This is a genomic window from Rhizobium sp. RHZ02 (assembly GCF_014851575.1).
Classification (GTDB): domain Bacteria; phylum Pseudomonadota; class Alphaproteobacteria; order Rhizobiales; family Rhizobiaceae; genus Rhizobium; species Rhizobium altiplani.
The window spans coordinates 57,000-71,919 of record NZ_JACUZX010000029.1 but is presented as its reverse complement, the minus strand read 5'-3'; the positions used below and the strand labels follow the sequence as shown (position 1 = coordinate 71,919).

Genomic DNA, 14,920 nt, shown 5'->3' with positions numbered 1-14,920 from the left:
CCCCTATTGCGTCAGCGTCTGCGGCTTCAGGTCGCCGCCAAGCGTATCGTCGGCCGGCCGTGGCTTTCTTCTCTCAGCAAGCGGCTGCTCGATGATTGTCGCCGGAACCGCGACGGCTGTAGCCGCAACCGTACCGATGTTCGTCACCGTGCCGCCGACCACGGCTGTAATGCCTTGGCCGAGCGTGACATTCGAATCCGTAAGTGTCTGGCCCGTCATGAGTCGCTGGCCGATAAGTTGGACGATTTCCGGACTTTCGGCAAACTTGCCGTGATTGAGCCCGTCCTCGGTCTTTACTTTCGTCAAATCGATCGCGGCGATGCCCGCTTTTTCGAGCTTCGACCGATAGGGCTCTTCTGCAGGATTGATGGCGCCGAGACGGGAGACCCGCCCCGAAATGAAGCTCGAAACCGCGAGAGCCTTATCATCCTTGGACACGAAGATCGTGAACTTCGGACGTGGCTCGCCCATTTCGGCGAACTGCTTGGCAAAGACTTGGATATCGATATCGGGGGAAGCGAGGATCACATTGTGAATTTTCGGATCCACATGGCCGTCGCGTATCCCCATCTGCCGCAGCGATTCCATCGCCAGCCAGGTCCCCATCGAATGTGCCATTATGGTGATATTCTTGACATTGGGATCGGCAGCGAGAGTGCGAAGGGCCTGCTCCAGTCCCGTGCGCGAATAATTCGTGCTTTCCTTGTCATACTGGTAGGCGGTGATTTCGGCTCGCGACGGCCATGTGAACAGGACGGGCGTCGCCTCCATCTTGCTATCGTGCACGATCTGCGCCAGCCGGAAGACGGAATCCTCGTAGGTGTTGTTGAAGCCGTGAATGAACACTAGCGCATGTCCGCCGTTCACATGCTGCGCGAACCATTCGCGCCCTTGCGCGATGGTGTCTATCTGCTGAGCATTCGTCACAGCGAAATCGGTTGCCGGGTCAGGTGGGAGACGCTTCGGCCACTGTACCGTGCCCGGCTCGCGCTTCGGCGGAATCGAGACTGTGATTTGCGTCAGGTGCGGCTTGGAACTGCGCTCCCCATTGAATAGCGTCGCCGGGTCCCCAGACGGCTCGCGTGTGGTCGCAACCAGCATCGCAACCTTGGACGATGGTGGAGCGGAAACCGACAGCGGAACCGGCGTCATGACACCGTCCGGATGTCCGCAACTCGTCAGAAAAAAGAGAAGAAGAGGGATACTCCGTTTCACCATGCCTGCATTCCAGCTATTGCCCAGGGGGATGGGCCATCTCAAGCCTGGAGGCTAGCAGGTGGCGTGCGGCGAGGCCTGTAGCATCGCGTAGTATCTGTCGGGACGGACGCCGCCGTGGTACGAAAATTGCCACGCCAGCGAGAGGATGACGGCAACGGCTAGTTGGTCACTGCCGGCTGAACCTGATCGACCGCGGCACCGGCAGCGCGCAGCCCGGCGAGGACGCGCTCTTGGTCTTGCGGACGCGCCAAGCGCATCGAAATCTCGCGCTTTACCACCGGCATCAGCGCAGGAGCCTTCGTGTCAAGCCAATCGAGTTCCCTTTTCGCCTGCTCGATCTTTCCGGACGCGCCAAGGATGGATGCCAGAACCATGCGGTGCATCGGATTGTAGTTTAGATCAGACATTCGCGACCACAGTTCTGCTGCCTGAAGGTCGCCTCTCATGAAGGCGCACAACGCCATCCCGACCTCGTAGTAACCTTGCGGACCTGCGTTCCTGCTGACTGCCTTGGAAACGAGATCGCAGCCCGTATCCCACTTGCCCGCCATGGAGAGACGTAAGCCGTATTCGCCGGCCACCTCGGTGTCGTTGGGATTCAACTGATAGGCCGCGGCACCCGCCTCGAGGGCGGCGCCAACGTCATTGCGAAAGAAGCTAGTCAGCATCAGCGCCTGCAGGACGCGCGGGTTCTGCGGATCAATTACAGCCGACTTTTTCGCCAGCTCCGATGCCGTCTCCAATATCTTTGGCGACGGTTTGGTTCCAAGCTTGTAGGGGAAGCGTACCTGATCGAGGTAAGTCAGCGACAAGAAAGCAAGAGACGTGGCGTCGCTCGGAAACTTCTCGGTCACGGACCTGAGACATTCCTGTGCTGTCTGAAGCGCTTCCGCCGTCATGCTTCTGCGATAGTTGTAATAGGACAGGCTGCAATCATATGCGTCCCATCCACCCGCCCCATCCGGGGCTATGTCGGTCTGAAATACCACGCCAAAGGGTTGGGCGACGGCGGTCGCGATCTCCTCTGCGAGAGCGGTCTCGACTTCAAACACGCTCTGTATTCGAAGATCGGAATCGTAGTGGTTGGCCCAGATGACGGCGCCGTCGGAACGACGCACCAGGCGCGCCGTGGATCGAACACGATCGCCATCTTGTCGAACACTTCCCTGGAGGGCGTATCGAGCATTCTGGAGGCCGCTCACAGCGTCCTGATCATTACCGGACGCATCGACGACCAGAATGTCCTTGAACTTCACGAGCTTCGACATGATTTCATCGGTCACGCCGCCCGAAATTCCCGAAAATCTGCTGCCACCCGCAATATCCTCGAAGCGATCCACGGCTATCGTCGGTCGGCTGTTGATGGAAGCAACCTCCTTGGAGGCCGGCTTTATGCCAAGGAAAATGGCCCCTGCAGCAATCGCGGCCGCCATTGCCGCGCCAGCTATCAGCCAGCGTTTTCCAGCGGATCTGGAAGCCGCCGGTGCTGCGACAACCTCACTTGATGAAGGCTCGACAGAGACTGGAGAAGGCGGTGCCATCGCCGCGTCCGCTGTGTCGCCACGGCAATGCGACGAAGCTTGGAATATGGGAACATATCGGCCCTTGGGAATCGTGATGACAACCGGCTCGCTGCCGCCAGCCATCAAATAATAGCGCTCCAGCTCCCGCCGGATGCGCCCAGCCTCGATCCGCACCGCGGGATCGCCCTGAGCATCGAAATTCTGCCTTCCGAAAACGACCTCCGCGATCGTGTAGGCCTTGAGGTAGTGGGATCGACCGGCGAGCGTCTCCGTCACGACATACACCAGGAACCGCCGGGCTCGCTCAGGGAGGTGAACACTCTCGCTTCCGAGGATGCGCTCCAGCTGGTCTTGCACTTCCTCGGCAGATGGCGCTACAGGCGCCACGTCGCCTGACCTTGCACTTGCCATCGAATTCCCCTCGATGCTGACTAAGCACAACCCAATGCGTATGTTGCTAGCAGATAAACATGACCTATACGTTGTGGCAATACCGGGTTCACAATCGTTCGGGCAACACTTGCCCTTGGCGAGTGAGGACCACATGCGTTGGCTCCGGGTGGGCTCAATCGCAGCCAACATCACATATGTCGCCGTTGGTACCGAGGTATTCTACCGTATTCTACGCCGCTCATCTGGAGAACCGTGATAGCGTGTCTCCCAGCGACCAATACGCAATCACTGCTGTCGTTTGTGCACCAGGAGGGGACGGTGGCGCGAATGGGCAAGTCATTCAATCGTCTAGGCGAGGCTGCAAGATGCGGTCTGGCGCGCATGTTGTTAAGGTTACCGGCATCCCAGCGCGAGGCTGTGCGGTTAGCCGCCAATGGGCGACCGTTGCTTGATGAAGTGCTGGGTGCCTATGAGGAGGCGTGCCTCGCACTCGAACGGTTCCGCAAGGAGGCCAGCGCCGAGCTCACCCTGGTCGATGAATATGAGGAACTTTGTGTGGAGTTGGAGGGCGACGTCATGCGCGAGGTGTTCGGCGCACGTCGCTAAACCGCCCTTCTCACGCCGGGCCTGTCGAGGAACAAGACACCCGCTGCATTCCCGCTTTTCGGGAGAAATTCGGCGCTGCCTCAAGCAGCCCCGTGTCACCGCGTGGCGCGAACGCCTACTTTTTCTTGGTCGTCGTGGCGCTCATCACCTTGTCGCCAGGCTTGATGCCGAGCTTGGCCGTTACACCGGCATTGAGTTCGATCACGTACTTCACCTCCGTCATCGAATCGATGATGTCCTCGGAGTACGGCACCGCGTTCTGCTTGATGTTGCGGATCGTGCCCGTCGAGTCGACGAACAGCATGTCGAGCGGCAGGATGGTGTTCTCCATCCACATCTGCACCCGCCGCGAAACGCCGAAATCGAAGATCATGCCGGCGTCTTCGGCCATGTCCTTACGATACATCAGCCCGCGCTGGCGTTGCTCGTTGGTGTCGGCTATCTCAACGATGAAATTCAGCCGCTTGCCGGACGCCGTCTGGATAATCAGCGGTTCCGTGTCGAAGGTTATCGGCTGTTGGGAAAGGGCCGGCACGGCGAGAATGAAAAAAAGCGCCGCGATGGCGCTTCTGATCCAGTGAGCTGCAGACATACGCATTAGTGCGCGCGGCTCACCGGGCTCGGCACATCGGGATGGATCTCAGCGGCCATCAGCCCCTTGTCGCCATCGCCGTAACGGACGAGCACCACCTGCCCCGGACGCAATTCCGTGAGACCAAACCGACGCAGCGTTTCCATGTGGACGAAAATATCCTCCGTCCCCTCGCCCCGCGTCAGGAAGCCGAAGCCCTTCGTGCGATTGAACCACTTGACCAGCGCACGCTCGAGCCCGCTCGTCGCCGTCACCTGCACATGCGTGCGGACCGGCGGCAGCATCGAAGGGTGTACAGCCGTCGACTGGTCCATGGAAAGGATTTTGAACGCCTGGTAACCGCGTTCGCGCCGTTGGATGAGCGCAACGATCCGCGTACCCTCGAGAATTGTCTGGTAGCCGTCGCGACGCAGGCAGGTCACATGAAGAAGAACATCCTGCATACCGTTGTCGGGAACGATGAAACCGAAGCCCTTGGCCACGTCAAACCACTTGACGACGCCAGTGATTTCAATGAGATCGACCGCTTCCCCCGCGAGTTGATCGAGGTCGCTGAATTCCTTTGACGAAATTCTGTCAGCCATATCGCCAGTCCCTCAATACGCGTCACACTGTTACGGTTAACTGATTCTTCACATCAAGATTAACATGTTGGTAACGGATTAGCGCAAGTCCTACTTTTCGATTATTCGCAGTTGCCAATCATACCCCGCTATCTTGCCCGAAGCTGGTGTTCCGCCACATAAGATTCCGACAGAATCCAAGACCCCGCATTAGAGAGGAAATAGAATGCGTTATCTCCACACCATGGTTCGCGTGAAAGATCTGGACGCCTCCCTGCATTTTTACACCAAGCTCTTCGGACTCGAGGAAATTAGGCGCACGGAGAACGAGAAGGGCCGCTTCACGCTCGTTTTCCTTGCAGCGCCCGGCGACAAAACCGAGGCCAGTGCCAAGGGCGCGCCCTGCCTGGAACTGACCTACAATTGGGATACCGAGGACTACACGGGCGGCCGCAATTTCGGTCACCTCGCCTATGAGGTCGACGATATCTATGCCACCTGCCAGAAGCTGATGGACAACGGTATCACCATCAATCGTCCGCCGCGCGACGGCCACATGGCCTTCGTACGCTCACCGGACGGGATCTCGATCGAGATTCTGCAGAAGGGCGGCAGCCTCCCGACAGCCGAGCCCTGGGCTTCGATGGGCAATACCGGCGCCTGGTAAGCCGAGGCTTTTGCGAGGCTTGCGGCTTTTGCGATTTCGGACCTGCGTGTCCGCATCGCGCTTGCCGCAGGCCAGTGGCGCGGGCACTCTCCAGCCGACTCGAGGCGAACGATGCGTTTTGGCGCAGCTCTCGCCGTCCTCTGGAGAATGCTCGCGTGCTCGCTGTTGAAAAGCGGATAGCTTTCGGACCTGCCCTTCTCATCGCCACGTCAGCGCTGGTGCTCAGCGGCTGCGTGTCGGACAAGAAGGCCGCCGACGCTGCCGCTGTCGTTTCCCCAGTCGAATCGACTGCAGCCGTTCAACAGGCCACCGCCGCGCCCGCCGCCCAACCCGGCTATCGCGACCCTATGGTGGCGAATGTATCGGGTCAGCAGCCGGCCCAGGTTCCGGCCGCGCAGACGATGGCAGTAGGATCGACCGCTTCGGCTCCCGCCAATATCGGCGGTCTCGCAATGCAATCAACCGGGATCAACGCGCAGGCGATGAGCATCTTCTCGGCACACACGCTGCCGCAGAACAACCCGACATCGACCCAGGTGCAACCCGTCACGGGCAACGCCTACACGCCGGCTGGTGTCAGCCCCATGCGCTCGAGCGTCTACAGCAGCCAGCTTCCTGTCGATCAGCCCCAGCAAACGCAGCAGACTCACCCCCTGTTGCCGCAGCAGTCCTCACAGAACACGGCCATACGCGGCGAGCCGGTTCAGAGTGCCTCGCTCTCGACCGGAGCACTGGCAGGCCAGACGATGAATGCGCTCTATAGCGCGCCGAGGCAAAACCTGCTCGGCAGTCTCTCCGGGCTACTGCAAAAAGCCTCACTGCCCGGCATGACGCGAATTGCGCCCAACGGCCTGCATCTTCAAAACGACAAGGTAGAGGTCGGCTGCTTCAAGCCGAACCTGTTGAATGTGATCAGGGCGGTCGAAAAGCACTTCGGCAAGCCGCTCGTCGTCACGTCGGGATATCGCGACCCGGACCATAACCGCATGGTCGGCGGCGCCGAAGAATCCATGCACAAGACATGCGACGCGGCCGATATTCAGATCGACGGCGTGTCGAAATGGGATATCGCAAGCTATATCCGCTCGCTGCCTGATCGCGGCGGTGTCGGTACCTACTGCCACACGAATTCCGTCCATCTCGATACCGGAAAAAGCCGCGACTGGAACTGGGGCTGCGGTGGTGGGACGGCTGCATCGCCCCTTGCTCGCGCTCTGTGACGCTCACGCTTCGCTGCCATTAGCGTTACGAAAGCTCGTGTGAAGGATTGGGAACATCGATCCATAGCGTTTTGATTCGGCTGCAATAAACGCCATTTCGCTGCCGCAAAAGAATCCTGTCATTATTTTGAAAAAAATCCAATTTGCTGCTTGCGGGATTCAAAGTGCCTGACTATAAGGGCGCCACCACGAAGGAAGCGCCCTTCGTCTATCGGTTAGGACACCAGATTTTCATTCTGGGAAGAGGGGTTCGACTCCCCTAGGGCGTGCCATCGGTCATTGAAATCATTTGGCTTTTGACGTTTACACGATATCCTCGTAACATTGTTGTGCGTCGCGTCAAATGCTAGTGAATCTGGAATGAAATCCGGTCGGTCAACCGACGACGCGTAGCCTTTGAGCCTGTAGCGCCCTCGCCTTGACTCGCGACTCGGCAACACGCCTGCTTCCTCCAGTCGGCCTCCTCAGCGTGCGCAGAACATCTGGCATCCGAGCGTCGACGCTGCCATAAATGAGCTTCATCGAGGGAGGGATGATTATGCAGAAGAACGCGCCGGACTTCAGCCTTGCGGGCAAGGTGACTTTCGTGACGGGAGCGAGCCGTGGCATCGGTCGGGCTTGCGCGCTTGCCTGTGCCGCAGGCGGCTCCGATATTGTCTTGGGGATCCGCGATGTCGCGGCGTCGGCAGGCCTGGTCGCCGAACTCGAGGGCATGGGACGAAAGGTCCTCCCTGTCGAACTGGACATTCCCAACAGGGTCCATATCGCACAAGCCGTCGACGCGGCGCTTACGAAGTTCGGTCGGATCGACGTACTCGTCAACAACGTCGGCGTGGCTCCGGGCAATCTTGCAGAACTCGTTGAGGAGAAAGACCTTGACGAAATACTTGATGTCAACATCAAGGGCACGTTTCTGATGACGCAGGCGGTGGGCCGTCAGATGATCAAGCGCAACAGCGGCCGGATCATCAACATCAGCTCACAGGCCGGCACCGTGGCACTGCGCGGCGAGGCAATCTATTGCATGAGCAAGGCGGCAATCAATCACCTCACGCGCTGCCTTGCAGCCGAATGGGCACGCTATAATGTCACCGTGAATACCGTATCGCCGACGTTCATCCACACGGATGGTACGGCACCTTTTCTATCCGACGCCGACAATTACAAAGCAACGCTTGCTCACATTCCGCTCGGCCGGATCGGTGAAACCGATGATGTGGTGGGTGCCGTCGTTTTCCTTGCGTCACCAGCTGCGAGCCTAGTCACCGGCGCGAACCTGCTCGTAGACGGCGGATGGTCAGTCGCCTGATGCCAAGGTGCACAATGCTATGCAGACGAGAACGACGATTTTCCGTGGGGCGTGTCGGTTTCTTTGAATTCAGCCTGGATTCGACAACGCGTTGGTATCGCTACTCATGCTGAGTATGGACCAGCCTTGCTTCGGCCTGCCCCGCCGAATAGAGTTGCCGGATGGCTAGGCAGGTCCTCTTCGTACAAGGAGCCGGCGAAGGCGTCTACGATTGCTGGGACAGCAAGCTCGTGACCAGCCTCGAGCGCGAACTCGGCGAAAGCTATACCGTCCGCTATCCCCGAATGCCCAATGAGGACGATCCAAGCTACGCAGCGTGGGAGCCTGCGTTAACGAGAGAACTCGCTTCGCTGGACGACGGGGCAATTCTCGTCGCTCACTCAGTCGGCGGCACCATTTTGATCCATGTGCTTGCCGAACAGCAGCCGAAACCGAGGTTCGGAGGGCTATTCGTCATCGCTGCGCCCTTCATCGGCGAAGGCGGATGGCCGAGCGACGGCATCGGCGACTGCAAGGACGTCTCAGAGGGTCTCCCGCCCGGCCTTCCCATCTATCTCTATCATGGCGCCGCCGACGACGTGGTACCCACTGCCCATGTTCATCTCTGTGCGAAGGCGATTCCGCACGCCGTGGTTCGCACACTCGACCGCAGGGATCACCAGCTCAACAACGATATGAGCGACGTTGCACGAGACATACTTTCAGCCGGCTAAGCTGTCAGCACGCCGAAGCGCGCGCCGGTTCTCTTTTCCAGCAAGCTGAACGTCTTGCCGAACAGCCATGCCGTTCCTATTTTCTTGTCAGATGCGCCCTTCGTCTATCGGTTAGGACAACAGATTCTCATTCTGTAAAGAGGGGTTCGATTCCCCTAGGGCGTACCAAACCACTCGATTCCAGATTGCCGAATGGCGCATTGGCGCGAGTTCCATTCATACACGAAATCAGAAGCCGCTGATCAGTTCTACCTTCGAGCCGTCGCTGAAGCGCGAGAGCCGGAACGCTTTCGGGTCGACGACGGGCGCCCGGCCCGTGACGATATCAGCCATCAGCCGTCCCGCTGCCGGTCCAATGCCGAAACCGTGGCCGGAGAATCCGGTCGCGATATGAAAGCCGGGAATGGAATCGACCGCCGAGATGACGGGCACGGCATCCGGCGTGACATCGATGTAGCCGCCCCAACGCTGTGCGATTTCCGCCTTTGCGAAAACCGGAAAAGCCTTCTTCAGACTGTCGAGTGCATCCAGCGTCAACCTCTTCGAGGGCACCGGATCGAGAACACGGTGATACTCGAACGGACTTGCGTCATCCATTGACCAGCGCCGCGGAATGCGCAGCTCGTCAAAGAAGCGGCCAGCGAGGCGGAAGGAAAGCGACTTCCACTCTGCCCGCAAGGCCGGCAGAAACGCAGCAGCATGGCGGAACGAGGCCGGCACGATATCGACGATGTTGTCGTGGCCGCAGGCCACTGTGTAACCACCGTCCTGCCGGTTGCGGATGGCGAAATCCTTGGCCCATATCGTTTGCGCCGGCCCGTCTTCCAGCGGCTTCGTGCGCATAACGCTGTTCAGCACCTTCAGTTGCGGCAGATCGATGCCGAAGCGACCGGCAAACAGGCTGGACCACGCGCCGCCGGCCAGGACCACGGCCTTGCAGGCGATCGCGCCGCGTTCCGTCACGACACCGCTAACGGCCCCTGCCGAGGTCTCGATGCCGCGTACAGCGCACTCCGTGAGAATGGTCGCTCCCTTGTCGCGTGCCGCTTCGGCGATCGCCGGTGCCGCCTTCTGCGGCTCCGCCCGCCCATCGGCCGGCGTGTAGAGCGCTCCCGCCATATCGACACTTGAGCCGGGAACCGTTTCACCGAATTCTTGCGCCGTTAGCATGCGGGATTCGATCTGGTAGCCGTCCAGATTGGTGCGCCAACGCTCGCGCTCCGCCACCTCCTTATCATTGGCGCAGGTGAAGATGATGCCGGCGCGCTTGAAACCCGTATCGCGCCCCGTGCGCTTGTCGAGGCCATCCCAGATTCTCAGCGCCTCTGCCATCAGCGGCACCTCGCGCGGATCGCGCATCGAGATCCGCACCCAGCCCCAGTTCCGGCTCGATTGTTCCTTCCCAATCCCGCCTTTCTCGCAAAGCGTCACGCGCAGGCCGCGTTCGGCGAGTTCCAGCGCCGTGGAGCAACCGACAATGCCGCCGCCGATCACAACGACGTCGCACTCTTTCGGAAGCTCCTCGTCGCCATGGACGGGAACAACATAGGGACCGGGCATGAGGGATTGTCTCCTGGCAGGGACTCAAGATCGTTTGGCTTGTGTAGCCCTACAACCCCGCCCCGATTTTAGGAACCCTGCCCGCGCTTCGTCTGCATATCTTACAGCTTCAGGATCGCTTGAAGGCAAACACATCAACTGGCTCGCCCAAACCACGCAGAGGGAACGCGCCGAGGCTTTCCATGCCTTCCTTGCACGAAGCCATCTCGACGAAGGCCCTGGAGAAGAGCACCGGCCGCTTGATCTCTTTCGTCAGGCTTTCCAGACGCGATGCCACGTTGACCGCAGGCCCAATGACCGTGAAATCCAACCGGCGGCGCGAGCCGATGTTGCCATACATGACGTCGCCGACATGCACGCCGATACCGTAGCGCAGCACCTCGCGACCCTCGCGCGCATTCTCCTCGTTGAGCGCAGCGACCGCGGCGTCGGCCTCCTTGATCGCCGTCAGGAGGTTTCTGCAGGCCATCGGATCGGTCAGCGGGAAGATCGCCAACATCCCGTCGCCCATGAATTTTAGGATCTCGCCGCCGTGTTTCTCAATTGGCTCCGACATCGCGTCGAAATAGCCGTTCAGCAACTCGATCACGTCATCGCGCGGCCATTGATCCGAGATCGTCGTGAAATCGCGCAGATCGCAGATCAGGATCGCCGCACCGACGGTGGCCCCGCTGCCACGTGTTGTCGCCCCAGCAAGGATCTGTCCGCTGGCATGCGGCCCGACATAGGTCTCCAACAACGTGCGCGCGAGAATGTTCTTGAGGCGGATCTCGGTCACCAGTGTCAAGGCGGGCAGAAGATCCTGGAGGAAAGCAGTGTGCTCGTCAGAAAAACCGCCGGGCCGGTCGCTGGCGAAGGTCGCGATGTGGCGCTTTCCGAGTGTGTGCTCCATCGGCCAAGCGATATATTCCGTAAGCCCATCACGTATCAGTTCGTCATAAAATTGATGGTGGCCGTCTCCGTCTCTCATAGCCTCGAGGTTTTTGCGAACCTCGATCGCGCCGCTGAAGATCTCGTTGACCGGACTGTTGCGAAACTGCGGTGTCTTCTCGACGCCATAGCCGAACGTATCGATCTTGGCCTCGGCCAACCCGGTGCGCCACAGGATACGTGCTCCGAGCCATTGCGGATGAAGCGTCCTGAAGTGCAACGATGCGCGCGCTACCGGTACGCCTTCGTTCCGGAGCCGCTGGCACATCTGCACGAAGATGTTGTCGATGAAGCGCTCGTCACGCGTTTCCGTGACCAGCCAATCGATGATCTTTCGCCGACGCGAGGGCCACACGCCCTCACTCTGATCGTTGAAAGACAAAGGCACGTCCGAAACGGATTGCATGGCTATACTCCACAAACACGGTCGCGTCCCGATTGAGAAGGACATCATTCATCCCCTAGATGGTGCGTGACTCTGCAGATTGAAATGGTTGCGTCCATCGGAGTCTGAGTCACCCGGCTTCTAGCCGAGCATACGCCGGGTCTCCACAATCGTCGCAGCGCTCGCTGCCAGCGGCCTGTATTCCAGCCCGATCGCGCCTCGGTAGCCATGTTCGACAAGCCAATCGACCCGTCGCTTAAGGTCGACATTTCCGCTGCCGGGCTCATTCCGTCCCGGATGATCGGCTACATGGACGTGGAAAACTCGGTCGATATCATCGCCGATCACCTCGGCCGTGTCCTCTCCCATGACGGCGGAATGATAGACATCATAGACAATGCCGATCTCGGAACGCCCCGTCGCCCTTACGATCTCGAGACCTTCCACCGTTGAATGAAGGAAATAGCCGACGTGGTCGATCAGCGTGTTGAGCGGCTCGAGGCCGAGGCGAACCCCACTGCCCTCGAGAATTTCGCCGGCGGCGGTCAGGGTTTCGATCAGCGCTGCCTTCTGCTCCTCGCGAGACTTGCCGGCAAGATCATCACCTGCCTGCGCAATCAGGGTGTGCGCGCCGAGGCGTCTTGCCGTTGCGATCGAACTTTTCAGACCTTTCAGAAACGCTTCCTTATTGGTTCTGTCTGTCAGGGCAATCATCGGTTCCGCCACAAAACTCGTGAGTTCTATGCCGGTTTCCGTCAGCGCCCATTCGATGCTGCCGATATCCTTGTTCGTCCACTTCCAGAATTCGACTGCCTCCACGCCGTGCGCGTGCGCAAGGCGGATCCTGTCCGCGAAGTTGTCGGCGTCAGCTGCGAACAGCCATTCGATGCAGGCGGAAAGTCTCATGGCGGCCTCGCTGAATCGGGAACTCTTTCGCCGACAATAGTCGAGCCGCGGCAAATGGCAAAAAGCTTCCATGCTCCGTTTCTGACTTGACGTCATATTCAAGATTGCTAACGTGCGGGTGCGTATTAATCTCCCAACTCCGCCCGTCATCATTGACGGGCGTATCTTTTCCGGCTCGATCCAGAAAGTCAGGAATGGCGACAGAGGGACGATGGCTGCGGTGGGCGTATCGTTTGGCAAAGCACGCATCGTAGCGCTGGTGGCCAGCTTTCTGTTGGCACTTACCCAGATGGCCCTCTCCCAGCCGCCCGCTGCAACGTCGCATCGTGTCTGTGTCTATTCCCTCGACATGCCGAACTCTGGCGAGCGCCTATGTATAACCCGCGAAACTTACGGGCGCGATCTCTGCATCGCGATCGATCACTTCGCGCGGGAAAACGACCTGCCGCCGGAATATTTCGCCCGGTTGATCTGGCGGGAAAGCCGTTTTCAGGCAGGCGCCATCAGTCCCAAAGGCGCGCAGGGCATTGCGCAGTTCATGCCTGGCACCGCAAGGCTGCGCGGATTGAGGGATAGTTTCGATATCCTCGAATCCCTCAAGGAATCAGCGCGCTACCTCGACGAGCTGCGAATACGCTTTGGCAATCTCGGCCTCGCTGCCGCGGCCTATAATGCCGGCGAGCAGGGCCTCTCCGACTATCTCGATACGGGCCTGCTCCCCTTCGAGACACGCAGCTACGTTCTTGACATCACGGCGAATACGATCGAGCAGTGGAAGAACGATCCGCCTGTCGAGGCTGCGCAGTTTCTCATTCCGGACAAATCCTTCATCGATGGTTGCATAGAGCTTGCCAGCAAGCGCCGCCTGACCGAAACCGCCTCGGTCCAACAGGGTCAGTGGGCGCCATGGGGCGCCCAGCTTGCGGCAAATAGCAACGATGCCGCAGCACTTCGCCTATTTACCGCAGTCGCACGTCAACTTCCCGCACCTCTCGCGAGCGAGGAGCCGGTCATCGTGCGCATGCGGGATCGCAGCTTTGGCTTCAGGCCGCGCTTTGCTGCTCGTATCGGCAGAGAGACTCGCGCTGAAGCTGACAAGGTTTGCATGACCGTCCGTGCCGCCGGGGCAGCCTGCACCGTCTTCCGAAACTGAGACCATTTCGGCCCCTGCTGCGGATCGGCGACGGCGAATTTTCCGGTGGAGCCATGAACTTTGGCGCGAGTTGTGCGTTTCCCCGGAGGGAGGAAAGAGCCATGCACAGCACGCAAAACCGACAGATTAGAAATCCGGGGCCGAGGGGCCGGAGCATCGCCAACCAAGGCAGGCGGAACGGTGCCGATTCCGCCGAAGAGCGCAAATTGCACAAGCTCCTCGGGCGCCGCGTCCCTGAACACGAAATTCAGGCGAATATCACCAGTAAGCCACCGAAACTTCGATAGCGGCAGCGAAAATATCAGAAGACCAGAAAATCCGGGGCCGTCTGCTGGGAGGTCAACTTAAGCGTTCCATCAGGCTGGACCACGTATTTCTCGAATGTGCGGTAACCCCATTTTCCCAGGAACGTGTTATTGATCACCGTTCCAGGCGGGTACGGCGAGCGCACGACGCGTCCATAGGTCAGGCTTCCCGGCACAGGCCCAAGCGGCGGTACAGTCGTGTTGCAGCCGGCAAGCGCTATCGCCATGATTATTGGGGTATATCTCATCTCTCCCTCCTGAGCCGAAGCCCAAGCTGGCCGCACAAGAATGCGGCCAGATTTATTCAAGAGCGCGCCAATCGATAGCCGGCGAGACGCCGTTAGCCTTGTGGCGTCAACGTCATGGACGTTCCGGTAGCGGCAACGTTGAGGCCGAGCTGTCCGGTCACGCTCAGCGTCTGCAACTGCACCGAGCCACTGGTGCCGCCGACGAGGATGTTGGCACCAACACCGGCGACAAGCGTCGCTTCGGCCGATGCGCCCTGGTAAAGGCCGCCCAGCGAACCGCGATGGTATCCCGTCGTCGGCGCAAACACCGCCCACACAATCCGGCCGCGCGTGGTAAATCCGATATCAACGCCCAGTTTGCGGATCGCACCCGCGTACCGATCCTGCGTCTCGCTGCCCGATGTCGGGCTGAAAACGCAATCGACCGATTTTGCCGAACCGAGGACATAACCGACACCGCCACCGACGTCACAGGTCAGAATCCCGATCTTGACGCCGTCACTCAGGTCGGGCTCGGGCTGCTGATAAGTGGTGACCAAATCGGCAGCACCGACGCTCGTGGCCAAGGCTTGCATCAGCGATACGGCAGCAACTGCGGTTGCAATCTTCTTCATCATTTTCTCCTTGTA

At 59.6% G+C, this 14,920-nt stretch carries 16 protein-coding genes and 2 tRNA genes; 9 read left to right on the top strand and 9 right to left on the bottom strand.

Annotated elements, in window-relative coordinates; all coding sequences use genetic code 11:
- Positions 1–3: 3 nt before the first annotated feature.
- Together IB244_RS27190 and IB244_RS27185 are read right to left on the bottom strand one after the other, a co-directional pair.
- Entirely contained in the window at positions 4–1,218 is a 1,215-nt protein-coding gene (locus IB244_RS27190; RefSeq protein WP_192306247.1) for an alpha/beta hydrolase, read from the bottom strand.
- A 158-nt stretch (positions 1,219–1,376) separates the two neighbouring features.
- The gene (locus IB244_RS27185) at positions 1,377–3,152 is read right to left on the bottom strand and encodes a hypothetical protein (protein ID WP_246734704.1); all 1,776 of its coding nucleotides are present in this window, start codon (positions 3,150–3,152) and stop codon (positions 1,377–1,379) included.
- A gap of 309 nt (positions 3,153–3,461) precedes the next feature.
- Between IB244_RS27185 and IB244_RS27180 the strand changes: the two genes are divergently transcribed.
- Positions 3,462–3,740 (top strand): hypothetical protein, encoded by a 279-nt coding sequence (locus IB244_RS27180; protein WP_169683757.1) that lies wholly within the window; start codon positions 3,462–3,464, stop codon positions 3,738–3,740.
- 115 nt (positions 3,741–3,855) lie between these two features.
- On the opposite strand, the gene IB244_RS27175 is transcribed toward IB244_RS27180, so the two are convergent.
- Positions 3,856–4,338, bottom strand: a complete 483-nt coding sequence (locus IB244_RS27175; RefSeq protein ID WP_192306246.1) for a DUF192 domain-containing protein — start codon at positions 4,336–4,338, stop codon at positions 3,856–3,858.
- Entirely contained in the window at positions 4,338–4,916 is a 579-nt protein-coding gene (locus tag IB244_RS27170; protein ID WP_018117103.1) for a cold-shock protein, read from the bottom strand. Before IB244_RS27170 ends, IB244_RS27175 begins: the two co-directional genes overlap by 1 nt.
- A gap of 205 nt (positions 4,917–5,121) precedes the next feature.
- Here IB244_RS27170 and gloA point away from each other — a divergent pair, with 205 nt between their 5' ends.
- From gloA to IB244_RS27140, 6 genes are all read left to right on the top strand, one after another.
- The gene (gloA, locus tag IB244_RS27165; protein ID WP_018858625.1) at positions 5,122–5,562 is read left to right on the top strand and encodes a lactoylglutathione lyase; all 441 of its coding nucleotides are present in this window, start codon (positions 5,122–5,124) and stop codon (positions 5,560–5,562) included.
- A gap of 155 nt (positions 5,563–5,717) precedes the next feature.
- Entirely contained in the window at positions 5,718–6,782 is a 1,065-nt protein-coding gene (locus tag IB244_RS27160; protein ID WP_192306245.1) for a YcbK family protein, read from the top strand.
- A 197-nt stretch (positions 6,783–6,979) separates the two neighbouring features.
- Positions 6,980–7,054, top strand: a tRNA-Glu gene (locus IB244_RS27155).
- A 266-nt stretch (positions 7,055–7,320) separates the two neighbouring features.
- A complete protein-coding gene (locus IB244_RS27150) occupies positions 7,321–8,091 on the top strand; it encodes an SDR family NAD(P)-dependent oxidoreductase (RefSeq protein WP_026371976.1) in 771 nt (256 codons plus the stop codon).
- A gap of 161 nt (positions 8,092–8,252) precedes the next feature.
- A complete protein-coding gene (locus tag IB244_RS27145) occupies positions 8,253–8,804 on the top strand; it encodes an alpha/beta fold hydrolase (RefSeq protein ID WP_018858628.1) in 552 nt (183 codons plus the stop codon).
- Between the two features lie 93 nt (positions 8,805–8,897).
- Positions 8,898–8,972 (top strand) — tRNA-Glu (locus IB244_RS27140).
- Between the two features lie 60 nt (positions 8,973–9,032).
- Here the strand turns inward: IB244_RS27140 and IB244_RS27135 are convergent.
- The 3 genes from IB244_RS27135 to IB244_RS27125 all read right to left on the bottom strand — a co-directional run bounded on the left by IB244_RS27135 (position 9,033) and on the right by IB244_RS27125 (position 12,585).
- Positions 9,033–10,364: an NAD(P)/FAD-dependent oxidoreductase gene (locus IB244_RS27135; RefSeq protein WP_192306244.1), complete on the bottom strand. Its 1,332-nt coding sequence runs from the start codon at positions 10,362–10,364 to the stop codon at positions 9,033–9,035.
- Between the two features lie 109 nt (positions 10,365–10,473).
- Entirely contained in the window at positions 10,474–11,700 is a 1,227-nt protein-coding gene (locus IB244_RS27130; protein ID WP_192306243.1) for an adenylate/guanylate cyclase domain-containing protein, read from the bottom strand.
- Positions 11,701–11,820: 120 nt separating this feature from the next.
- On the bottom strand, positions 11,821–12,585 hold the full coding sequence (locus IB244_RS27125) for a TIM barrel protein (protein ID WP_018858631.1): 765 nt from the start codon (positions 12,583–12,585) through the stop codon (positions 11,821–11,823).
- Positions 12,586–12,796: 211 nt separating this feature from the next.
- On the opposite strand from IB244_RS27125, the gene IB244_RS27120 reads away from it, so the two are divergent.
- Complete coding sequence (locus tag IB244_RS27120; protein WP_192306281.1) at positions 12,797–13,738, top strand: lytic transglycosylase domain-containing protein; 942 nt, start codon at positions 12,797–12,799, stop codon at positions 13,736–13,738.
- A 101-nt stretch (positions 13,739–13,839) separates the two neighbouring features.
- Positions 13,840–14,025 (top strand): hypothetical protein, encoded by a 186-nt coding sequence (locus tag IB244_RS32570; protein WP_113471430.1) that lies wholly within the window; start codon positions 13,840–13,842, stop codon positions 14,023–14,025.
- Positions 14,026–14,039: 14 nt separating this feature from the next.
- On the opposite strand, the gene IB244_RS27115 is transcribed toward IB244_RS32570, so the two are convergent.
- Positions 14,040–14,291, bottom strand: a complete 252-nt coding sequence (locus IB244_RS27115; protein ID WP_192306242.1) for a hypothetical protein — start codon at positions 14,289–14,291, stop codon at positions 14,040–14,042.
- Positions 14,292–14,383: 92 nt separating this feature from the next.
- Positions 14,384–14,905: a DUF992 domain-containing protein gene (locus tag IB244_RS27110; RefSeq protein WP_113471428.1), complete on the bottom strand. Its 522-nt coding sequence runs from the start codon at positions 14,903–14,905 to the stop codon at positions 14,384–14,386.
- Between the last annotated feature and the right edge of the window lie 15 nt (positions 14,906–14,920).